The organism is Mycobacterium colombiense (genome assembly GCF_001953985.1).
GTDB lineage: Bacteria > Actinomycetota > Actinomycetes > Mycobacteriales > Mycobacteriaceae > Mycobacterium > Mycobacterium colombiense_B.
Genome location: NZ_MBEI01000078.1, coordinates 39,419 through 60,871 on the forward strand (window position 1 = coordinate 39,419; position 21,453 = coordinate 60,871).

A 21,453-nucleotide genomic window follows, 5' to 3' on the forward strand; every position below is an offset into this window, starting at 1 on the left:
GCGGGATTCCTCAGGACTCAACGGTGTGCGCCTCGCGGTAGGTCCTGGTGATCCGCCCGCGGGGGCTGGTCACCACTTCGTAGTGGATGGTGCCGAGCAGGCCGGCCCAGTCCTGCGCGGTGGGCTCGCCATTGGTGCCCGGCCCGAACAGGATCGCCTCGTCGCCCTCGGCCACGTCGGTGCGGCCCGGGCCGAGGTCGACGACGAACTGGTCCATGCAGATCCGCCCGACGCCGGGCCGCCGCCTGCCGTTGATCAACACCTCCAGCCGGCCGCCCAGCGACCGGAAGACGCCGTCGGCGTAGCCGACCGGGATGAGCGCGAGGTTGGTGTCGTGCTGCGCGGTCCAGGTGTGGCCGTAGGACACGCTCTCCCCCGCGCGAATCGACTTCACCAGTGCCACAGTGCATTTCACCGTCATCGCCGGGACCAGGCCCATGTCGCCGCGCTCGGGGACCGGGCTCAGCCCGTAGACCGCGACGCCGGGGCGCACCATGTCGAAGGCCAGGTCGGGACGGGACATGGTGGCCGACGAGTTCGACAGGTGTGCCACGTCGAACCGCACACCCTGATCGCGCGCCTGGGCCAGCATGTCGCCGAATCGTTGGGCCTGAAGGTTATTCACGGGGTTGGCGGGCTGATCGGCGTACACCATGTGCGACATCAGGCCCCGCAGCGCGATGGCCTCCTCGGCGACGGCCTTGCGCAGCGCGGTCAGCATCGCCGGGTATTGCCCCGGCGGTACCCCGTTGCGGTTCAGCCCGGTGTCGACCTTGACGGTCACCGTCACGGTCCGGCCGGTGCGGCGGGCCGCGTCCAGCAGCTCGTCGAGCTGGCGCTGCGACGACACGGCGATCTGGAGGTCGGCCAGCAGCGCGGGCCCGAAGTCGAAGCCCGGCGGGTGCAGCCAGGCCAGCACCGGGGCGGTGATGCCGGCCGCGCGCAGCGCCAGACCCTCGGCGACGGTGGCGACGCCCAGCTCGGTGGCGCCCGCCGCCAGCGCGGCGCGCGCCGTCTGGGGAGCTCCGTGGCCGTAGCCGTCGGCCTTGACCACGGCCATCACCTGCGCGCCGCCGGCCTGCTCGCACAGCAGCCGCACGTTGTGCTCAATCGCGCCCAGGTCGACCAGGGCCTCGGCGAGGACGCCCGGTGTCAGGGATATCGGCGTAACGGCCAAGGAAGTCGCGCTCCACTCGTCTATCTGTCAGTTCGCAGCCGCCATTGTCCCAGAACCGGTCGGACACACCGCTCGCCGACGGCGGACGGACCGCACCCGGCCGGGGCCGCGTTGCCGCAATGGTCACAGCCGCCACATGCGCCCCGGCCGCGGGTGGACACACAATTGCCCGCCTCTCAGCGACAAATCGCGGCGTCAGCGCGGCGCGGGCGCGTTGTCGCTGTGAGGCGGGCATTCACGCACATGCCTCCGCCGCCGGGACCACTGTGGCCCGTGTGACAAACCGCGGTGTGACTGACGCCCGTGTGACGAAGCCCCCGAAACGGCTCAGTGCGCGAAGTGCTCGGCGCTGTAGTGCCCGCCCGGCTTGAGCTTGTCCAGCGACGCCAGCGCGGTACGGGCATCGTCGTGCAAGGCCCGCGCCAGGTCGGCGGACAGGCCCTCGCGCACCACGATGCGCAGCACCGAGACGTTGGTGGCATTGTCGGGCATGGTGTAGGCGGGCACCTGCCAACCGAAGGTCCGCAGCTCGTGGGAGACGTCGAACTCGGTGTACCCGCAATTCTTGGCGAGCCGGAAGCTGACCACCGGGATCGCCGAGCCGTCCGAGATCAGATCGCAGTGGTCTCCGACCCGCAGCTGCTCACCCAGCCAGCGCGCGGTCGACGACAGCGTCTGCATCACCTGCGTGTAGCCCTCGCGGCCCAGCCGCAGGAAGTTGTAATACTGGCCGACCACCTGGTTGCCGGGCCGGGAGAAGTTCAGCGTGAACGTCGGCATGTCGCCGCCGAGGTAATTCACGTGGAACACCAGGTCCTCGGGCAGGTACTCCTTGCTGCGCCACACCACGAACCCGACGCCCGGGTAGGTCAGCCCGTACTTGTGGCCGCTGACGTTGATCGAGACCACCCGGGGCAGCCGGAAGTCCCACTTCACCTCGGGGTGCAGGAAGGGCACCACGAATCCGCCGCTGGCGGCGTCGACGTGCACGGGGACGTCCACCCCGCCGCCGGCGGCCAGCTTGTCCAGCGCCCCGCAGATCTCCGCGATGGGTTCGAGCTCACCGGTGTAGGTGGTGCCCAGGATCGCCACCACACCGATGGTGTCCTCGTCGACGGCGTCGAGGACCTGCTCGGGGGTGATGACGTAGCGCCCCTCCTCCATCGGCAGGTAGCGCGGCTCGACGTCGAAGTAGCGGCAGAACTTCTCCCAGACGACCTGGACGTTGGAGCCCATCACCAGGTTCGGGGTGCGCGTCTTCCAGTCTTTGCCGACCTTCTCGCGCCACCGCCATTTCATCGCCAGGCCGCCCAGCATCACCGCCTCGCTGGACCCGATGGTGGACACCCCGCACGCGCTGGACGGGTCGTCGTCGCGCAGGCCGTCGGCGTGGAACAGGTCGGCCACCATGCACACGCAGCGCTGCTCGATGGCCGCCGTCGCCGGGTACTCGTCCTTGTCGATCATGTTCTTGTCGAACGTCTCGGCCATCAACCGCCCGGCCTGCGGGTCCATCCAGGTGGTGACGAAGGTGGCCAGGTTAAGCCGCGAACTCCCGTCGAGCATCAGCTCATCGTGGATGAAGCGGTAGGCGGCGTCGGGGTCCATCGACTCGTCTGGCATCCGCAGGGCAGGCACCGGCGCGGTGAACAGGCGGCCGGTGTAGGCGGGCGCGATGGAGTGCGCGGGCATGGAAGGGTGTTGGGGCACAACGGAATCCTCTCTATAAAGCGGCCAGGGCGGCCCGGATGTGTGGCACCATGCGCGATGACGAGGTGGGCGCCGCGCCGGGGCCGGGGTCGGCGGCCGACAGCGCGGCTGCGCGCGCGTGCACGAACGCCGCCGCGGCGGCCGCCTCGGCCGGCGGCAGGCCCGAGGCCAGCAGCGCGCCGATCATGCCGGACAACACGTCACCGGAGCCGGCGGTGGACGCCCACGACTGCCCCGCCGGATTGAGATAGACCGGGCCGCCCGGGTCGGCGATCACCGTGACGTTGCCCTTGAGTAGCACCGTGGCGCCGAACGCGTCCGCCAGCTTGCGGCACGCACCCACCCGGTCATCACCGGGCGGGTTACCCGCCAGCCGGGCGAATTCACCGGCGTGCGGGGTCAGCACCGTCGGCGCGGTGCGGTTGGCCACCAGCTCGGGATGGGCCGCCAGGATGGTCAGCCCGTCGGCGTCCACGATCACCGGCAGATCGGTTTCCAGCGCGAACCACAGCGCGGCGGCCCCGACGTCGTCGGTGCCCAATCCCGGCCCGACGACCCAGGACTGCACGCGCCCGGCCGACGCGGGGGTGGGCGAGGCGATCACCTCGGGCCAGACCGCGAGCACCTCGCGGTGCGCGCTGCCGGCGTAGCGGACCATGCCGGAGGTCGCCGCGACGGCGGCGCCGGTGCACAGCACGGCGGCACCCGGATACGTCGACGAGCCGGCCATCACACCGGTGACGCCCTGGGTGTACTTGTCGTCGTGGGGCCCGGGCACCGGCCACCGGGCAACCACGTCGGCGGCCTCGAACCCCAGCACGTCGGTGTCGGGCAGCCTCAGCCCGATGTCGATCAGCTTCACCCGCCCGCACTCGCCGAGCGCGTGCACGGGTTTGAGCCCGCCGAAGGTGACGGTCAGCGCGGCGTGCACCGCGGGGCCGCTGATCGCCCCGGTCGCCGCGTCGATTCCGCTGGGGATGTCGACGGCGACCACCGGGATTCCCGCGTCGTCGACCGCTGCGAACACCTCGGCCGCCGCGGGCCGCAGCGCCCCGGAGCCGGAGATGCCCACCACCCCGTCGATGACGAGATCGGTTGCCGGCGAGATACTTTCGACGACGCGCCCGCCGGCCTGCCGAAACGCCGCCAGCCCCTTGCGGTGGGTGCGCTCCGGGTTCAGCAGGATCGCGTCCGCCGCCGCGCCGCGACGGCGCAGGAAGGTGGCCGCCCACAGCGCGTCACCGCCGTTGTCCCCGGAGCCGACGACCGCACACACCCGTCGCCCGGTCACCCCTCCGGTGCGGGCGGCCAACTCACGGATGATCTCGGTGGCCAGCCCAAAGGCCGCGCGCCGCATCAGCGCACCGTCGGGCAGGCTGGCCAGCAGTGGCGCCTCGGCCTGGCGGATCGCGTCTACGGAGTAGTAGTGCCGCATCAGAGTCAGATTACGTGTAAGCGTCGCGGTGTACAGCCGCGCTCGGATCGCCGGCGGGCACGGCGGCCGGCGCCGTTACGGAGTAGCTTGGCGCCCACGGTCTTTCGGTACCGGCCGGTGCCGGCATCAGGTCGGGGGATCCGGCGGCACGTTGCGGCGCGCCATCACCTTGAGTCGGGCGGGACTCAACGGGCTACTGCGTTCGGAGCGCGTGCGCGTCATCGGGTAGAAGCACAAGCCGATCAGGATCGAGGTGAAGTGCCCGATCGCGGTGAAGTTCAGCTCGCTGCCCATCGTGATCAACGGGAAACCGAAGATGATGAACAACACTCCCAGATATCCCCAGCGCCAGGGCCGGACGATGTGGTAGCTCAACACGGCCATCACGCCGACGAGGAAATAGCTGACCCCGATGTCGCGGGCGTGCACCAGCCGTTGCGGAGCCTCGTGGTCTTCGATCGCGAAGTAGAGGATGCCTTCGCTGATGTAGGTGGCGAGGATGTGCGAGCTCAATCCCACAGTGAGCCAGCGCAGCTGGCCGAGCCAGTGTTCGGCCGGCGCGAGAAACAGGGTGAACAGCAGCAGGTAGGGCTCGAAGTTCTTGCCGTCGATCCACAGCAGGCTGGAGAACAGGACGCCGAGCGGGTCACTGCCCAGCTCGTGGATGTTGGTGGAGCGGTGCAGCAGTACCGAGTGCAGTTCCCGGCCGGTGAGGTGGGTCTGGATGAACGTCGTGATCATCAGCACCAACAGCCAGCCGTAGGTCAGCGGGGCGCTGATGACGAAATGCCAGACCACCAGCGTCATGCTGCGCACTCGTCCGCGAACCGATTGATACCCCACGACATCAACCTTCGCACGCGGGGCGGGGCGCCGGACAACTTCGGCGGCAAACACGCCGCCCGCGATCGGCTACTTCGCCGACGCGGGGGCGGGTTCCGGTGCGGGCGCGGGTTCCGCGGGCGCCGGGGCGGACACCGGCTTCAAATGCCGCCACCAGCAGCCGATATAGAGAATCATCGAGACCGCCAGCGCGACCAGCACCCAGATCACCACGGTGATGTCGACCCAGCTGCCGAATGGCGGCGAGCCCGGTAGCGCGTTGCGCAGTGGCACCACCGCGAACAGCATGGCCGCGTACCACGTCGTCATCGGCGGCTGAAACGGCCGCCGGTCGCGCGCCGTCTGAATCGCAACCACCAGAGCCAGACTGGCGATCGTGATGAGCACGCCGAGGATGACGATCGCGAACGCCGCGGTGCTGAGCGAGCGTTGCACCTTCAGCCGGTAGGGGCCGTCCGCCTGGGTTCTGGTGGCGGACAGCCGCCACCCCGACAGGTGGTCGACGAAGGTGACCGGAACGCGGTCGGGAGCCCGGTCGGTCTCAGGGCCGTAAAAGATCTCGACTTCGATCGGCCCCGAGCGGTATTGATCGAACGGCCAGCGCTCGATCTGGCCGGCGATGGTCAGCGGGACGGCCATCAGGCCGGGAAGCATGCCCTTGGTCCAGGTGTGCCGGGCCGGCATCGCGGCTGACCTGACGCGCAGGCTGAGATCGTCCTTGAGGTGGTGGGTGATCGGGTCCAGCAACGCCGATCCGGGATTGAACGCCAGATTGACGGCGAGCACGCTGTTGTTGGACTGGATGTCTTCGACGTTGATCGTCGCCGACGGCCTGTCGCCGTCGACACTCGGAGCGGTCGCATCCAGACGCCGGCCGGTACCGCTTTGGGCGTACATCGCGACCGCCACCACGTATGCCACGAGGATGAGGACGACAAGACCCACGACGCCGTATTTCGTGCCGGCCGATCGCATACTTCCTCCCGTACGGACTTAGCCCAACCCACCTGCCGCAAATGCTGTCCCAGGGCAATGTAATGGATCGGCCGCGTGTCCGCCGGAGTTCCGGGCGAAGCGGCGCAAGCTATTTCCCGCCTATTCGACGGTGACGGACTTGGCCAGGTTTCGCGGCTTGTCGACGTCGTAGCCGCGGGCCTGCGCCACCGACGCCGCGAACACCTGAAGCGGGATGGTCGACAGCAGCGGCTGCAGAAGCGTTGATACAGACGGAATTTCGATCAGGTGGTCGGCGTAGGGCCGCACGGTGTCATCGCCTTCCTCGGCGATGACGATGGTGATCGCGCCGCGGGCCTGGATCTCGCGGATGTTGGACAACAACTTCGCGTGCAGCACGGCCGACCCCTTGGGCGACGGCATGATGACGATGACCGGCAGATCGTCTTCGATCAGCGCGATGGGGCCGTGCTTGAGCTCACCGGCGGCGAATCCCTCGGCGTGCATGTACGCCAATTCCTTGAGCTTCAGCGCACCTTCGAGCGCCACCGGGTATCCGACGTGGCGCCCCAGGAACAGCACCGTCGGCGACTGGGCGAATTGATACGCCAGGGCGGCCACCGGCTTGATCGTCGCGATGACCCGCGAGACGAGGTCCGGCATCGCTTCCAGCTCGTGGTATTCGCGCCAGACCTCGTCGGGATACTTGGTGCCGCGGGCCTGCGCCAGCGCCAGCCCGACCAGATAGTTCGCGGTGATCTGCGCCAGGAACGTCTTGGTCGAGGCCACCCCGATCTCCGGGCCGGCGCGGGTGTACAGCACCGCGTCGCACTCGCGCGGAATCTGCGAGCCATTGGTGTTGCAGATCGCCAGAACCTTGGCCTTCTGCTCCTTGGCGTGCCGGACCGCTTCGAGGGTGTCCGCGGTCTCACCGGACTGCGAGATGGCGACCACCAGGGTGCTGCGGTCCAGAACCGGGTCGCGGTACCGGAATTCGCTGGCCAGCTCGACCTCGACCGGCAGCCGCGTCCAGTGCTCGATCGCGTACTTCGCCAGCAGGCCGGAGTGATACGCGGTGCCGCAGGCCACCACGAACACCTTGTCGATCTCGCGGAGTTCCTGATCGGACAGCCGCTGTTCGTCGAGGACGATCCGGCCGTCGACGAAGTGCCCCAGCAGGGTGTCGGCCACGGCGGCGGGCTGCTCGGCGATCTCCTTGAGCATGAAGTACTCGTAGCCGCCCTTCTCGGCGGCGGCCAGGTCCCAATCGATGTGGAACTCGCGGTATGCCCCGGGCCCCAGGTCCTCGTTGCCGTCGAAGTCGGTGATGCGGTAGCCGTTCGCGGTGATCACCACGGCCTGGTCCTGGCCGAGTTCGATGGCGTTGCGGGTGTGCGGGATGAACGCCGCGACGTCGGAGCCGACGAACATCTCGCCGTCGCCGATGCCGATCACCAGTGGGGTGGAGCGGCGGGCGGCGACGATGGTGCCGGGGTCGTCGGCGTTGGCGAACACCAACGTGAAGTGGCCGTCCAGGCGGCGCAGCACCGCGAGCACCGACGCGGCGAAATCGCCTGCGGTGGGGCCGTGCCGGTATGCCTGCGACACCAGGTGCACCGCCACCTCGGTGTCGGTGTCGCTGGCGAACTCCACGCCCTCGGCCTCCAGCTCGTGGCGCAGGTTGGCGTAGTTCTCGATGATGCCGTTGTGGACCACGGCGATCTTGCCGGCGGCGTCGCGGTGCGGGTGGGAGTTGCGGTCGGTGGGCCGTCCGTGGGTGGCCCACCGGGTGTGGCCCAGGCCGGTGGTTCCGGTCAGCGACGACGCCGGCATTTCGGCGATCGCCTCTTCCAGGTTGGCCAGCCGGCCAGCGCGACGGCTGACCGTCAGGGTGGCGTCGCCGTTGACCAAGGCGACGCCCGACGAGTCGTAACCCCGGTACTCCATCCGGCGCAGCGCGGCCATGACGACCTCACAGGCGGGCTGCTGCCCGACATAGCCGACGATTCCGCACATTCTGAACAGGGTAGTGCAGGTGGACCGCCGGCCCCGCACTCCGCGGTGGGGGTTAGGCCGCCCACCTGCGCGAAAGGTCCACTGTGACCTTCCCCCACCGCCAGCTCCCCATCCGGCTCGTCTCGGCCGGCCGGCCGCCGCCCGGCGGACGTCGCGGACCCATCCGTCATTCACTCACTCGTCATAAACGGCGGAAATGTTTTCACCTGATGTATTTGCGACGTTTTCGTGTCGCGACAACAACTACCGGACACGCCGCTTTAACATTCGAAATATCAGCAAAGACCGGAAAGGACCGGATCCAGCGAAAGGACGAGCTGCTTGAAGCCCGCCCGATCACGATTACACAGCGTGTCAGCTGCAAATCCGTGGTCAACGATTTGCAGTCCGGCTTTTATTTGGCATAGGCCAGTTATTCTGGCTACCTGGGACCACGCTTTTAGCCGAGCCATGAATTCAATCGTCAGTGGTTGTTAACCGGGAATTGTGCAACGGGTCGTATTGAGATGCGTAACTTTTCGGACCGCCCGCCGGGCGCCATGAGGAGGCAATCATGACCGCAGTTCGCTACGACGACGTGGTGCCCGCCCCCGTGGCGCCGGCACCCCCGATCCCCAAGGCCCGGCCGCAGGCGCCGAGCGGCTCCGGAAACCCCTTGATGGACATGACCACCCAGCTGCTGTCCATCCCGCTGCACCAGCTCTACGCGGCGCTGTGGCGGATGGGACTCATCGAGGTCAGGGCCTAGAAAGGTCCCGCGCCCACGCCGGGCAAGCCGGCCGGCGTTCCTTCTCCCCCGGCGCCCGATTGCGATGCGCTAACGTCAACGCGTGGCCCGCATCCGCAAGCTCGTCGCAGCTCTCAGCCGCCGTGGTCCGCATCGGGTTTTGCGTGGTGACCTGGCCTTTGCCGGCCTACCGGGCGTGGTGTACACCCCCGAGGAGGGGCTGAACCTGCCCGGCGTGGCGTTCGGCCACGACTGGCTCGCCGGCGCGGCCCGCTATTCGAACCTGCTCGAGCATCTGGCGTCGTGGGGCATCGTGGCCGGCGCTCCCGACACTCAGCGCGGCGTGGCCCCGTCGGTGCTGAACCTCGCCTTCGACCTCGGCACCGCCCTGGACATCGTGTCGGGCGTGCGCCTGGGCCCCGGCAAGATCAGCGTGCATCCGGCCAAGCTCGGCGTGGCCGGTCACGGCTTCGGCGGCTCGGCCGCGGTGTTCGCCGCGGCGGGGATGCCGGCCAAGCCCGCGGCGGTGGCGGCGATCTTCCCCAGTGTCACCAGCCCGCCGGCCCAGCAACCGGCCGCGACGCTGAAGGTTCCCGGGGTGATCTTCACCGCGCCGGGCGATCCGAAAAGCCTGAACTCCAACGCGTTGGCGCTCGCCGACGTGTGGGACGCGGCGACGCTGCGCATCGTCAGCAAGGCCGAATCCGGCGGGCTGGTCGAGGGCCGGCGGCTGACCAAGGTGCTGGGGCTGGCCGGGCCGCACCGGCGCACCCAGCGGTCGGTTCGGGCGCTGCTGACCGGCTACCTGCTCTACACCCTGGGCGGTGACAAGAAGTACCGCGACTTCGCCGACCCGGAGGTGCACCTGCCCGGCACGAACGCGATCGACCCCGAGGCCGAGGCGATTCCGCTGGAAGACAGGATCGTCGCCCTGCTGAAGTGAGGGGTATCTGGTTTTCATGTCGACCGTGAACGCGCTCTACGACCGCTGGATCATCGAACTGTGGAACGGCCAGCCCATCGCGGCCGAGATCGTCACCGACGATTTCGTGGGCCACTGGCCCGGCCGGGACGTCTGCGGGCCCCGGGAGCTGGCGCAAGTCATCGAGGAAACCCGAAACATGTTCTCGGACTTGAGCTTTGCCATCGAGATCGGCCCGATTCGCGACGGTGATCTGGTCGCCGGGCGCTGGGTGGGCACCGGGCTTGGCCCGGACGGCCCGGTCTCGTTCACCGGCAACGACATTCTTCGCCTGGCCGCCGACGGCCAACGGTTCGCCGAGTACTGGACGGGCACTTCCGCGGGCTGAGCCTCCCGGCCCGCGCGCCGGCGTGGTAAGTGTCATGGATGCGAATCGGGATCGCTCTGAATTATTCGGGTGGCTTTCACGAGGCCGTCGATCGCGTGGTCGAACTCGAGAAGTCCGGTATCGAGGTCGCGGTGGTGGCCGAGGCATATGCCTTCGACGCCATCAGCCAGCTGGGCTATCTGGCCGCCAAGACGAACACCGTCGAGTTGGCGTCCGGCGTGCTGCCGATCTACATCCGCACCCCGTCGCTGCTGGCGATGACCGCCGCGGGGCTGGATTACGTGTCCGACGGGCGATTCCGCCTGGGCATCGGCACTTCCGGGCCACAGGTGATCGAGGGGTTCCACGGCGTTCCGTTCGACGCCCCGATCGGCCGCACCCGCGAGATCGTCGAGATCTGCCGCAAGGTGTGGCGGCGCGAACGCGTGCAATACGACGGCAAGCACTACCAGTTGCCGTTGCCCGCGGATCGCGGAACGGGCCTAGGCAAGTCGCTGCAGCTCATCAATCACCCTGTGCGCGAACGCATTCCGGTCAGCATTGCCGCACTGGGCCCCAAGAACGTGGAGCTGACCGCCGAGATCGCCGAGGGCTGGCAGCCCGTCTTCTACTTGCCGGACAAGGCCGACTCGATCTGGGGTGAGGCGCTGGCGGCCGGTGCCGCCAAGCGTGATCCCGCGCTGGGTCCGCTGGATGTGATGGTGCACGCGTCGCTGGCCATCGGTGAGGACCTCGACGAGCGGCTGGCGTGGGTCAAGCCGCAGCTCGGCCTCTACATCGGCGGGATGGGCGCCAAAGGTCGCAATTTCTACCACAATCTGGCGACGCGCTACGGGTTCGGCGAGGTCGCCGACCGCATCCAGGAGCTGTACCTGTCCGGCCGCAAGCAGGAGGCCATCGACGCGGTGCCCGACGAGCTGGTGCGCGGCATGTCGCTGATCGGGCCGCGCGGCTACGTCGCCGAACGCATGGCCGCCTTCGCCGAGGCGGGTGTGACCACGCTGCTGGTGAACCCGTTGTCGACCGACCGCGCCGAATCCGTCCGGTTTGTCGAGGAAGCCCTGAAGCTGAAGCCCGCCTGAGCGGTCACTGCCCCGTCTGCGGAAGCTGGTCCGCGGCAATCTCGCACGGCGTTTTCTCCGGCTCGGCCGCGGGTGCCGGTTCGGCGACGGGCGCGGCGGGCGGTGTGGGCGGCGCATCCGGTGGCGGTGCGTCGGCCGGCGGCGGCGCGGTGTCGACCGGTTGGATCGCGTCGTCGGGTTCGGGTTGCGGTCCGCCCGCGGGTTGGGCCTGGCCGGCGTCGGCGGGATCGTCTGAATCGTCGGTGCTCTTATCGACGACCGTGTTCTCGGGATCGTCTGCGTGGAACGGCTTTTCGTCGAATGCGTCCTGGCCGTCGTTCAGTGCGTCCGCGCCGACGTCCTCGCCGTCCGGCCCGTCACCCGCCGATCCGATCAGCCCGCCCAGCGCGTCGCCGATCCGGCCGGCCAGCCCGAGAAGCCCACCGCCACCGCCGAGTCCGCTACCACCGCCGAGCCCGCCAAAGTCGCCACCGCCCAGACCGCCACGCCCGCCACCCAAATCCCCCGCGGGCATGCCCAGCGCATCGCCGAGCGCCGCGCCCCAGTCCGCGGGCGGAGCGGCATTGACCGGCGGAGCCACCGAATCCTGCGCGGCGCCAACCGGACCGGGCACGGCGGCCGTCAACGTCGGCGCGGGATCCGCCGCCGCGATGGGCGCGACGGCCACCGGCGGGTTCGGCGCGGTGGCCACCGGCGGGGCGAGCTGCACCGGCACAACGCCGGAACCAAGATCGCCGGGAAACTCGAAGCGCGCCGTCGGGACGGCGGTCATCTTGTCGACGACCATGGCGTAGGACGTCTCGACCCCGTCCGAGGCGGACCGCATCGCCGTCAACCAGTCATTGCGAATGTCATTGTCCACGTATGGCATTACCTGCCCGCGCACCACGTCGGCCGCACCATCCCGGTCACCCGCCGTGACCGCGGCGGCGGCCATCAGCCACGCCGGCCGCTGAGCGCGCACGCGGTCGTCGACGGCAACGGCGGTCGCCACCTCCGAATCGACCAGATACCACAGGTTGTCGCGCAGCGACTCGCATCGTTGGGCCGCCGCGCGCAGCTCGGTGGCAACGGCGTCCGCGGTATCGCAGTGCCGCTGCAACAGCTGCACCGCGGCGTCCCCGCCCGGACCCGTCCACGCCGCGGCCAGCTCGACCACCTGGGCGCGCTGCATCCGCAGCGCCTCGGCCCCCGGCGCCCCCGCCGCCCGCAACTCCGCGCAGTCGCTGTCCAGCGCGCGCAGGTCCAGGCCGTCCTCCCCCGCATAGCAGTCCCGAACCTGTGTGGGATGCGTTGTCAGATCCGGGTTTTGGTAGCCCAGCGCATGACACGCCTGCACATACGTCTGGGTGTGCTCGACGGCCGCCCGGCCCTCGGCGAGGCGCGCGGCCACATCCAATCGGCCGGCCATGGGCTAGGCAATCCGCGCAGCGGCATACAGTTCGGCGTCGGCGTAGCGCTCGGCGCTGGACCGCAGCGCGGCGGCGATCTCGGCCGACGCGCGCGACCACTGCGACACCTGCGCCACCAGCCGCTCCAACTCGGCGCGCAAGGCGTCGCCGCGTGCGGCGTGCGCCCGCCCCGCGACGGCCCCGCCGAAACTCAGCCTGGACAGGTGGTCGCTGACCGCGCGGTCGACGAATTCGGCCGCCATGGCGAATTGGTTAGCGACCCGATGCGCCGCCGGCACGTCGATCTGCGTACGGGCGATGGCTTCCGGGCGTGTTCCCCCAACGGATTTCATGCCTTATCCGACGCCCGCGGGCGCGGCGGGGTTCCGGGGAGATCTACAGGGCGTCGCTGACCGCTTCGGCGACGCGGGTGGCGACGCGCTGAGCGATCTCCTTTTCGGGCGCTTCCACCATGACACGGATCATCGGCTCGGTTCCCGAGGGGCGCAACAGGATTCGGCCGGTGTCGCCCAGTTCGGCCTCGGCCTGCCCCAGGGCGGTCTGCACCGCCGGCGCGGCGGCGGCGATGTCCTTGTCGGCGACGGTGACGTTGATCAGCACCTGCGGCAGCGTGTGCATCGCCGAGGCCAGCTCGGCCAGCGACGAGCCGGTCTGCACCATGCGGGTCATCAGCCGCAGGCCGGTGACGATGCCGTCGCCGGTGGAGCCCAGCGCGGGCATCACGATGTGCCCGGACTGCTCGCCGCCCAGGCTGTAGTCGCCGGCCCGCAGCTCCTCCACCACGTAGCGGTCGCCAACCCCGGTGGTGCGCACCGTTATTCCGGCCGAGCGCATGGCCAGGTGCAGGCCCAGGTTGCTCATCACGGTGGTGACCAGCGTCTTGGATGCCAGCTCGTCGGCCTCGTGCATCGCCAGGGCGAGCACCACCATGATGTGGTCGCCGTCGACCAGGTTGCCGTTGGCGTCGATGGCCAGGCAGCGGTCGGCGTCCCCGTCGTGGGCCAGGCCGAGATCGGCGCGGTGCGCGACGACGGCCGCGCGCAGCGAATCCAGGTGCGTCGAACCGCAGTTGTCGTTGATGTTGAGCCCGTTGGGATCGGCGTTGATCGCGATCACCCGGGCACCGGCCGCGCGGTAGGCGCGCGGGGCCACCGCGGAGGCCGCGCCGTGCGCGCAGTCCACCACCACGGTCAGCCCGTCGAGGCGCAGCGTGCTGGCCTTGCTCAGGTGGCGCAGGTAGCGGTCGTCGGCGTCCTCGGCGTCGATGACCCGGCCGATCCCGGCACCGACCGGGCGCAACCCAGGATCGACAGGGACATCAGCGAGCAGCGCCTCGATCTGGTCCTCGGTGCCGTCGTCGAGCTTGTGGCCGCCGGGGCCGAAGATCTTGATGCCGTTGTCGGGCATCGGGTTGTGCGACGCCGAGATCATCACGCCGAAGTCGGCGTCGTAGGCACCCGTCAGGTAGGCCACCGCGGGAGTAGGCAGCACCCCGACGCGCAGCGCGTCGACGCCCTGACTGGTCAGCCCCGCGATCACCGCGGCCTCCAGCATTTCGCCACTGGCCCGCGGATCGCGGCCGATCACGGCTACCCGTCGGCCCGGTGCCGGAGCGCTCGCCAGATGCCGCGCCGCCGCGGAGCCCAGCGCCAGCGCCAGCTCGGCGGTCAATTCGCGGTTGGCGACCCCACGGACACCGTCGGTGCCGAATAGTCGACCCATGCGACCAAACCTCTCACAGTTGTCGGGCTAGCACCTAACGTGCCCGTTCCTTTGTGAACGAAACCAGCCGGCTCCGGACGCAGACACGCCGCAACCGGCCACAACTTGTGCATGACGATGCCAAGTTGTGGCCGGTTAGCGACGGCTGATCAGCGCTTGCTGTACTGAGGCGCCTTACGGGCCTTCTTCAACCCGTACTTCTTGCGCTCGGTGGCACGCGGGTCACGGGTGAGGAAGCCGGCCTTCTTCAGCGGGGGCCGGTCCTCGGGCTGGGCCAGGATCAGCGCCCGGGCGATGCCCAGACGCAGCGCGCCGGCCTGCCCCGACGGACCGCCGCCGTGCAGCAGCGCGTAGATGTCGAAGGCGTCCACCCGGTCGACGGTGACCAGCGGGGCTTTGATGAGCTGCTGGTGCACCTTGTTCGGGAAGTAGCCCTCCAGGGTGCGGCCGTTCAGGTTGAACTTGCCGGTGCCGGGCACCAGGCGCACCCGGACGACGGCTTCCTTGCGGCGGCCGACGGTCTGGATGGGCCGGTCGAACACGAAGGACTCGGCGGGCGCGGGTGCTTCGGCGGGCTCGACCGGGGCTTCGGTCACCTCGGCGACGACCTCGACGGTCTCTGCGGCTTCTGGGGTGTCCGGGTTCTCCGGGTTCTCGGGGTTTTCCAAGGCCTCGGTCGTTTCGGTCACTGGGCCACCTGCTTGATCTCGTACGGAACGGGCTGTTGTGCGGCGTGGGGATGCGTCGGGCCGGAGTAGACGTGCAGCTTGCGCGCGATCTGCCGGGCCAGCTTGTTCTTGGGCAGCATGCCGACGATCGCGTCCTCCACGACGCGGTCGGGGTGCTTGTCCATCAGCTCGCGGATGGTTCGGCTGCTCAGACCGCCGGGATACCCCGAGTGGCGGTAAGCCAGCTTCTTGTCCAGCTTCTGGCCGCTGAAGGCGACCTTGTCGGCGTTGATGACGATGACGAAGTCACCGCCGTCGACATTGGGGGTGAACGTCGGCTTGTGCTTGCCGCGCAGCAGGGTGGCTGCCGCGACGGCAAGGCGGCCAAGCACCACGTCCGTGGCGTCGATGACGTGCCACGACCTCGTGGTGTCACCCGCCTTTGGCGTGTACGTAGGCACAGCGCTTACCTTCTTCTTCTCGAGGGTGGATCCCGGTGTGACCCGGGGGCCGGTCAGGCGTTCGCGGTGAGGGCTTGGTCTCGGCGACCGACATTGACCCGAGGCCCCGGCATTCCGCACGCCAACGGAGCAGCTTACCGACCGCCATCCCCGCAGGTCAAAATGACTGTGTGGTCCCGACGGCTCTCCTCCGTCAGGACCACACAGTCTCACGGCGCGGCTAGGACCGCGCGGTGGTCTGTTCGGCCGCTACCGCGCCCAGATGCCGGCAGCCCGGCGGTCGGCATTGGCCACCTCTTCGGCACCGTCACGCACGGCATTTCCCAGCTCGGCCAGTATCTCGTTGAGCGCGGTCGCCGACTGGTGCCATTTCAGCTGCTCAGCCTGGTAGGCGGCGGCCGCCTCACTGGTCCACAGCTGCCGCAGCGGTGCGATGTGCGAGCTCAGCTCGTCCAGCGCGGCGTTGAAGCGGGCCGACGTGGCGTGGATCTCCTGGCGCACCGAGTGTTCGATCTCGCCGAAGTTATAGGAAAGCACCGGGTCCACGGGGATCCTCTCTCGTCACAGGTTTCCGCCGACGGCGGCGATGTGGTGTGCATTGGTTTTGCCCCGCCTCCTGCAGGGTGGCCGCGTTGTGCCGGATGGTGTCGGCGATGGTGTTGAGGGAGTGATAGAGCCGCAGCGACTCGGCGTTCCAGCGGTCCATCACATCTTTGAAGCGCACGGCCGCGAGCCCACCCCATGCCGAGGGCGGCACGCCATTCATGCGGCCGACGAATGCCTGCAGCAGCGCCCTGATTTCCTCGTTGCGGGCGTCGGTGGTACCCGCCACCGACCGCATCAGGTCAAGGTCGGTGCTCAGTGTGTTCGTTACAGCCATACCAACTACGACCCCGGGGCGGGTCCTTCGGTTCCACCGAATTTCATTCGATCGCGCGAGCGGACCGCACCGCCTGCTCGCAGGCATCGCGGATGGCGCCTTCGTCGCCCGCCCGGCTCTGGCAACCGATGCTGATCCGGACCGGGCCGTCCAGCAGCACCGTCCACCTCACGCGATGTCCCGGGCGCACCTCGCGATAAGTCACCGCCGGTCGGCCGGCGCTGGTCCCGGACGGGTTGAAGTCGACGAACACCCCGGGAGCCTCGGCATCGATCGCGCGCTTCAACCGCTCGGCGGTGCCGCTCAGGGTCTCGCCGGCGACCGGCGATTGGGTGATGTGCAGGGCCAGCTCGGGATCCGTCGGCGAGGTGACCTGCACCCGCGCCGAGCCCGGTCCGCCGACCACCCGCTGCGACGACCACGTCGCCGGCACCGACAGCGCCACCCGGCCTTCCACCAGAAACGTTGTGGGCGCGGTTTCCACCGGCTTGCGCGCCACCTCACCGGATCGGTCCATCGTCACCGCGGTCGGCGCCGCCGCGGCCACCGCGATGGCGGCCGCCCCGACCCCGCTGAGCATCCGGCCGCGCGTGCGACCGGCACGGGCATGCGCGGTGCCGGCCGCCCGCGACGGCTGGGTGGCTGCCGGGTATGCCGACCGCGCGACGCGTGCCAGCCGAATGTCATTGATCTCAAAGACTTCTGGGATGTCCTGCCCGACTCCACGCACGGCGTCGGCAATCAGCCCCGCCAGCGCCGGCGCACCCACCACACCGCGCGGCGTATCGATCAGCACGGCTTCGGGCGCCATCGCCGCGACGACGCCCGCTACGTCGCGGGCGACGCAATGCGGCTCCGCCGTGCGCGGTATCCCTGTGACCTCCCCCGCGCCGATCGCCACCAGCCGCTCGGCGATTTCGACCACTACCGTCGCGTCCGGTGCGGCGCGGGACGCACGCATCAGCAGCGACGATCGCGTGTGCGTTTGACCGGCCACGGCGGCCGCGGCCGCACTCACCACGCCTACACGCGCCGCCGACCACCACGACGGGTGCACGACGATCGTTCCGTCGCGGTGGCCGCGGCTTGCCGAACGCAACGCGCCTTCCCACAGTGCATCGACGGTCACCGGCCGTTCCCCTACCAGCGCCACCCGGTCGTCGACCGCGTCCAGCGCCGCCCGAACGATGTCGGCGATCTCGTCGTCGGCGACGGCGCTTGTGGCGCAACATAACCGCCGGATCGTGCCGGGCCCGGCTTCAACGATGGCGGGATGTTCACTCACGGTGGGCTCCAGGCAACCTGGACAAGTTCGTCGTCACCGGTCCGAGTGATCAGGATGCCGCGTCCCGGCGGCAATCGCAGTGGCGCACCCGTACCGAACGATGCGCCCTCTGCCGGGCATCCGCTCATCATCAGCGACGTGCAACCGAGGTCGCGCAGACTCGCCAGCAGTGGCTCGAACATCGCGCGCTCGAGCCCACCGCTGCGGCGTGCGATCACCAGATGCAACCCCAGATCCGCCGCGTACGGCAGGAATTCGACGATCGGCGCCAGCACATTGCCCGCCGGGCCGGCGACAAGGTCGTAGTCATCGACGATGACATGGTGGTCCGGTCCGGACCACCAGGAGCCACTGCGTAACTGGGCCTGGCTTGCGTCGGGCGGCGGCATCCGCGCCTGCAGAGACTCGAGCAGGTCGGGCAGCAACACGGCCAGGGCCGCGGGCGACATGGCGTAACCGCCGAGATGTTCCGACTCGACGACACCGAGCAGCGCGCGCCGGAAGTCGACGATCCACAGCCGGGCTTGGGTGGGCGTCTTGGTGCGGACGATCTCCCGGCATAGGGTCCGCAGGGTCGCGGTCTTTCCGCACTCGTTGTCGCCGAGCACGAGAAGATGGGAATGACGTTCGAAATCGAATGCGATTGGCCGCAGTCCGCGCTCGCCCAGGCCGAGCAGTATCCGCGTGTCCAACTCGGCGCCCGACCGGCGTAGCACGGTCTCGCGGTCGACGTGTATGGGCAGCAGCGGTATCGGCGGCGCGGCCGATTCACCGGCGGGCACCTCGGCGACGGGCAAGGCGATCACCATGTGCAGGCCCTCGTGGGAAAGACCCCGGCCCGGATTGTCACGAGGCACATGCCGCGCGGTCTTTCGATCGATTTCGGAGTCCGCGGGATCGCCCAGCCGCAACTCGATGCGTGTGCCGATCTGGTCTCTCAGCGAGGGCCGCACCTCGGCCCACCGCGACGCCGACAATGCTACGTGCACGCCGTACGAAAGCCCTTGCACCGCAAGCATGCTGATCGACTCTTCCAGAGTGCCGAATTCTTGACGCACGCTTGCCCAGCCGTCAATGACGAGGAACACGTCACCGAACGGATCATCGGCTGCGTCGATGTCCCTGCGCCGCTTGCGGTATTGGACGATCGACGAGATGCCATGCTCTCGGAACAAAGCTTCACGGCGACGAACGACCGACTCGCATTCGGCGACTATCCGGCCGACGAGACGAGGATCCGCTCGGCCGGCGACGGCACCCACATGCGGCAGCGTGCGCATCGTCGACAGCGCCCCACCGCCGAAATCCAGGCAGTAGAACTGCACCTGGCCAGGATCATGCGTGGCCGCCAGGGCGGTGATGAGCGTGCGCAACGCCGTCGACTTTCCCGATTGGGGTGCACCGATGACCGCCAGATTGCCTGCGGCTCCGGACATGTCGACGATCAGCGGCGCCCGGCACTGATCGAGGGGCCGGTCGACGGTGCCGATGGGGACAACCAGGCCCCCCGGCGCGCATGCGACGTCGACCAGCACGGTGCGCAGCGCCGGCGCCGGCCCGAGCGGGGGCAGCCACACCCGATGCGCGGCTGGCCCCTGGCCCGATAGCCGGTCCAGCACAGCGCTCGAGATGGTCCGTTCGGCGGCCCCGCTGTCCTCGACGGCGCGGCTGACCGCCCCCGCGATCCGGGTGTCGAACACGCGGACCGAACCCTCCCCCGCAGTGGCCGCGCGGGCCGGCGAATTCGTCGACAGCGGCGCCGACACCAGCGCCGCTTGGAAGCGAATCGGTTCGCCGCCGCCGATGCGCAAGAAGCCGGCGCCGGGGGTGCTCGGCAATCGATATGCCTCGAGGCTACCGAGTACGGTTTGGGATTCAGTGGCGGACAGCGTTTTCAGGCACATCCGGTACGACAGGTGGGCTTCCAGTCCGCGCAGCCGTCCCTCATCGAGGCGCTGACTGGCCAGCAGCAGGTGCATGCCCAGCGACCGGCCGAGACGGCCGATCGCGACGAACATGTCGGCGAAATCCGGATGCTGGCTGAGCAGTTCGGAGAACTCATCGACGATGATGAACAGGGTGGGCAGCGGGGGCGACGACGCCCCACCCTCGCGCGCCCGTTCGTAGGCCGCGACGCTGACGCAGCCCGCCGTCCGCAGCAGCTGCTGACGACGGTTAATCTCACCGGCCAGGGCATCGCGCATCCGGGCCACCAGCGGCGCATCGTCGGCCAGGTTGGTGATCACCGCGGCTACGTGTGGGGCCCGCGCATAATCAAGAAAGGTTGCGCCGCCTTTGAAGTCGACGAGCAGCAGGTTGAGCGTTTCCGGCGAGTTATGGGCCATCATGCCCAGTGCGATGGTGCGAAGCAGCTCCGACTTGCCCGACCCGGTGGCGCCGACGCACAGCCCATGTGGACCCATCCCGTCCTCGGCCGGCTCTTTGATGTCGAGCTCGAGTGGAACACCATCTAGGGTGGTTCCGATCGGCACGCGGAGTCGGTCGCGGTGTCGTTGGCGACGCCACAAAGCGGCCGGGTCGAAGTGGTCCAGAACGGAAAGCCCGCTCAGCTCCGGCCAATTGGGGTCGGAGCTTCCCGAGCGGTCCGTGTTGGCGTGGTATACGGCCAGCCGGCGCGCGCATGTCAGCGCGTCGATGGAGGTCATCTGGTCTGGACGCCAGCTCGGTACCGTCAGTGCGGGCGTTCGAAATTTCAGCGACGCGCCCCCGCCGGTGCCGGCCCCGATAGTGGTTGCGCCGACTAACGGATCGGCCCCCTCGGAAAGCTCGGTGACCACGACCAGTTGGGGACCTTGCACAGCGGCGAGTGCTCGCTGCGCCTGCGCGGTGCTCGAGTAGATCATCCGCACCGGACCCGCCTCGTCGACATCGACCGGATGTTGGTTGTGCGGAAGCCATTTGAGCCAATCCCAATGGCCACGATTCTCGTCGTCGACGGCGGCCGCGATCAGCATTCGGTCGGGCGCATGCAGCACGGCGAGTTGGCAGATAATGGCGCGCAATAATCCGCGTACCTCGCCCGGATCGCCGTCGATCGTCGCGGGCGTTCCCGCACGCACGTCGATCGTGACCGGGGCCTGGATCGTCGAATGCACCTGCAGGAAGCGCCGCAGTGCCGTGACGGTGACCGGATCGCGGAGCCCCTCCGACGGAAGCTGCGGGGCCACCAGGCGGCGGGCGAGTGGCTGGCTTCCCATGCCGATGCGGGCGAGGCCGAAGTCGGCGTCGGCTGGCCGCCGCTCCCACATTCGTGGGCCGCCGACCAGAGTCCACAGCGTGTCCGGATCGGGGTGCCGGTCGATCGACGACCGGCGCTGTGCCACAGCCATTTCGGACACGGACCGACTGAGGGTGCCGAGATAGTCGAGATATTGATCGCGGTCGGCATCGAGCCCGTCGCCTCGCCGACGAGCACGACCGGCCAGCCCCGTCACCACGGTCGAAACCAGCATCATCGCCGGCAGCGCCAGGAACGCGGGATTGCGGGCCACGCCAGTCCCCGCAGAGAACACGGCCGCCATGGTGCCCATGCACACCAGCGAGAGCGCAACCGGGAGCAACCGTGACAGCGCTCCCAGCGATACCGGCGACGGCAGCTCGGGCGGAGCGTCGACAATGATGTCCCCGCCCGGCGCCGCAGGCATCAAAGCATGCGTCATCTCATACCTCCCGGTCCGACGACGTTAAGTAGCACCGAAATCGGCGACAAGTCACCTGTGCACAATTGGATACCGGGCTGCGTAGACCCGG

18 protein-coding genes and 1 pseudogene are annotated in these 21,453 nt (G+C 69.0%); 4 read left to right on the plus strand and 15 right to left on the minus strand.

Annotation, left to right across the window (positions count from 1 at the left end; genetic code table 11):
- Window positions 1-10: 10 nt before the first annotated feature.
- The 6 genes from alr to glmS all read right to left on the minus strand — a co-directional run bounded on the left by alr (window position 11) and on the right by glmS (window position 8,135).
- On the minus strand, window positions 11-1,177 hold the full coding sequence (gene alr, locus A5732_RS23640; RefSeq protein WP_076103451.1) for an alanine racemase: 1,167 nt from the start codon (window positions 1,175-1,177) through the stop codon (window positions 11-13).
- Window positions 1,178-1,504: 327 nt separating this feature from the next.
- The gene (locus A5732_RS23645) at window positions 1,505-2,869 is read right to left on the minus strand and encodes a glutamate decarboxylase (RefSeq protein WP_139334592.1); all 1,365 of its coding nucleotides are present in this window, start codon (window positions 2,867-2,869) and stop codon (window positions 1,505-1,507) included.
- A gap of 31 nt (window positions 2,870-2,900) precedes the next feature.
- Window positions 2,901-4,322, minus strand: a complete 1,422-nt coding sequence (locus tag A5732_RS23650; protein ID WP_076103452.1) for a bifunctional ADP-dependent NAD(P)H-hydrate dehydratase/NAD(P)H-hydrate epimerase — start codon at window positions 4,320-4,322, stop codon at window positions 2,901-2,903.
- 126 nt (window positions 4,323-4,448) lie between these two features.
- The gene (locus tag A5732_RS23655; protein ID WP_076052090.1) at window positions 4,449-5,129 is read right to left on the minus strand and encodes a rhomboid-like protein; all 681 of its coding nucleotides are present in this window, start codon (window positions 5,127-5,129) and stop codon (window positions 4,449-4,451) included.
- Window positions 5,130-5,234: 105 nt separating this feature from the next.
- Complete coding sequence (locus tag A5732_RS23660; protein WP_076052051.1) at window positions 5,235-6,140, minus strand: DUF4436 domain-containing protein; 906 nt, start codon at window positions 6,138-6,140, stop codon at window positions 5,235-5,237.
- 120 nt (window positions 6,141-6,260) lie between these two features.
- A complete protein-coding gene (gene glmS / locus A5732_RS23665) occupies window positions 6,261-8,135 on the minus strand; it encodes a glutamine--fructose-6-phosphate transaminase (isomerizing) (protein WP_076103453.1) in 1,875 nt (624 codons plus the stop codon).
- 553 nt (window positions 8,136-8,688) lie between these two features.
- On the opposite strand from glmS, the gene A5732_RS23670 reads away from it, so the two are divergent.
- The 4 genes from A5732_RS23670 to A5732_RS23685 all read left to right on the plus strand — a co-directional run bounded on the left by A5732_RS23670 (window position 8,689) and on the right by A5732_RS23685 (window position 11,254).
- The gene (locus tag A5732_RS23670; RefSeq protein WP_076052049.1) at window positions 8,689-8,883 is read left to right on the plus strand and encodes an Rv1535 family protein; all 195 of its coding nucleotides are present in this window, start codon (window positions 8,689-8,691) and stop codon (window positions 8,881-8,883) included.
- 82 nt (window positions 8,884-8,965) lie between these two features.
- The gene (locus A5732_RS23675) at window positions 8,966-9,805 is read left to right on the plus strand and encodes a dienelactone hydrolase family protein (protein ID WP_076052048.1); all 840 of its coding nucleotides are present in this window, start codon (window positions 8,966-8,968) and stop codon (window positions 9,803-9,805) included.
- Between the two features lie 16 nt (window positions 9,806-9,821).
- On the plus strand, window positions 9,822-10,172 hold the full coding sequence (locus A5732_RS23680; RefSeq protein WP_065054779.1) for an ester cyclase: 351 nt from the start codon (window positions 9,822-9,824) through the stop codon (window positions 10,170-10,172).
- Between the two features lie 38 nt (window positions 10,173-10,210).
- Entirely contained in the window at window positions 10,211-11,254 is a 1,044-nt protein-coding gene (locus tag A5732_RS23685) for an LLM class F420-dependent oxidoreductase (RefSeq protein ID WP_076103454.1), read from the plus strand.
- 4 nt (window positions 11,255-11,258) lie between these two features.
- Here A5732_RS23685 and A5732_RS23690 read toward each other — a convergent pair whose 3' ends face one another.
- From A5732_RS23690 to eccCb, 9 genes and pseudogenes are all read right to left on the minus strand, one after another.
- Window positions 11,259-12,665, minus strand: a complete 1,407-nt coding sequence (locus A5732_RS23690) for a hypothetical protein (RefSeq protein ID WP_076103455.1) — start codon at window positions 12,663-12,665, stop codon at window positions 11,259-11,261.
- Between the two features lie 3 nt (window positions 12,666-12,668).
- A complete protein-coding gene (locus A5732_RS23695; protein WP_076052045.1) occupies window positions 12,669-12,998 on the minus strand; it encodes a type VII secretion target in 330 nt (109 codons plus the stop codon).
- Between the two features lie 43 nt (window positions 12,999-13,041).
- A complete protein-coding gene (gene glmM / locus A5732_RS23700; RefSeq protein ID WP_076052044.1) occupies window positions 13,042-14,388 on the minus strand; it encodes a phosphoglucosamine mutase in 1,347 nt (448 codons plus the stop codon).
- Between the two features lie 149 nt (window positions 14,389-14,537).
- A complete protein-coding gene (gene rpsI, locus A5732_RS23705) occupies window positions 14,538-14,984 on the minus strand; it encodes a 30S ribosomal protein S9 (RefSeq protein ID WP_142254591.1) in 447 nt (148 codons plus the stop codon).
- A gap of 89 nt (window positions 14,985-15,073) precedes the next feature.
- Window positions 15,074-15,517 (minus strand): 50S ribosomal protein L13, encoded by a 444-nt coding sequence (gene rplM, locus A5732_RS23710; protein ID WP_076103456.1) that lies wholly within the window; start codon window positions 15,515-15,517, stop codon window positions 15,074-15,076.
- Between the two features lie 249 nt (window positions 15,518-15,766).
- Window positions 15,767-16,069, minus strand: coding sequence for a WXG100 family type VII secretion target (locus tag A5732_RS23715; RefSeq protein WP_139334586.1), 303 nt, complete (start codon window positions 16,067-16,069; stop codon window positions 15,767-15,769).
- 9 nt (window positions 16,070-16,078) lie between these two features.
- Window positions 16,079-16,397, minus strand: a pseudogene (locus A5732_RS23720) (WXG100 family type VII secretion target).
- A gap of 43 nt (window positions 16,398-16,440) precedes the next feature.
- Window positions 16,441-17,682 carry a type VII secretion-associated protein gene (locus A5732_RS23725; protein WP_076103457.1) on the minus strand — a complete coding sequence of 414 codons (1,242 nt, stop codon included), beginning with the start codon at window positions 17,680-17,682 and terminating at the stop codon, window positions 16,441-16,443.
- A complete protein-coding gene (gene eccCb / locus A5732_RS23730; RefSeq protein WP_076103458.1) occupies window positions 17,679-21,362 on the minus strand; it encodes a type VII secretion protein EccCb in 3,684 nt (1,227 codons plus the stop codon). The genes A5732_RS23725 and eccCb overlap by 4 nt, the downstream gene beginning before the upstream one ends.
- Window positions 21,363-21,453 lie beyond the last annotated feature (91 nt).

Bases quoted from the DNA above. Each gene is read 5' to 3' on its own strand.
- A5732_RS23645 (WP_139334592.1), bottom strand. From the start codon at position 2,869: ATGCCCGCGCACTCCATCGCGCCCGCCTACACCGGCCGCCTGTTCACC.
- A5732_RS23650 (WP_076103452.1), bottom strand. From the start codon at position 4,322: ATGCGGCACTACTACTCCGTAGACGCGATCCGCCAGGCCGAGGCGCCA.
- A5732_RS23655 (WP_076052090.1), bottom strand. From the start codon at position 5,129: ATGACGCTGGTGGTCTGGCATTTCGTCATCAGCGCCCCGCTGACCTAC.
- A5732_RS23660 (WP_076052051.1), bottom strand. From the start codon at position 6,140: ATGCGATCGGCCGGCACGAAATACGGCGTCGTGGGTCTTGTCGTCCTC.
- glmS (WP_076103453.1), bottom strand. From the start codon at position 8,135: ATGTGCGGAATCGTCGGCTATGTCGGGCAGCAGCCCGCCTGTGAGGTC.
- A5732_RS23670 (WP_076052049.1), top strand. From the start codon at position 8,689: ATGACCGCAGTTCGCTACGACGACGTGGTGCCCGCCCCCGTGGCGCCG.
- A5732_RS23680 (WP_065054779.1), top strand. From the start codon at position 9,822: ATGTCGACCGTGAACGCGCTCTACGACCGCTGGATCATCGAACTGTGG.
- A5732_RS23685 (WP_076103454.1), top strand. From the start codon at position 10,211: ATGCGAATCGGGATCGCTCTGAATTATTCGGGTGGCTTTCACGAGGCC.
- A5732_RS23690 (WP_076103455.1), bottom strand. From the start codon at position 12,665: ATGGCCGGCCGATTGGATGTGGCCGCGCGCCTCGCCGAGGGCCGGGCG.
- A5732_RS23695 (WP_076052045.1), bottom strand. From the start codon at position 12,998: ATGAAATCCGTTGGGGGAACACGCCCGGAAGCCATCGCCCGTACGCAG.
- glmM (WP_076052044.1), bottom strand. From the start codon at position 14,388: ATGGGTCGACTATTCGGCACCGACGGTGTCCGTGGGGTCGCCAACCGC.
- eccCb (WP_076103458.1), bottom strand. From the start codon at position 21,362: ATGACGCATGCTTTGATGCCTGCGGCGCCGGGCGGGGACATCATTGTC.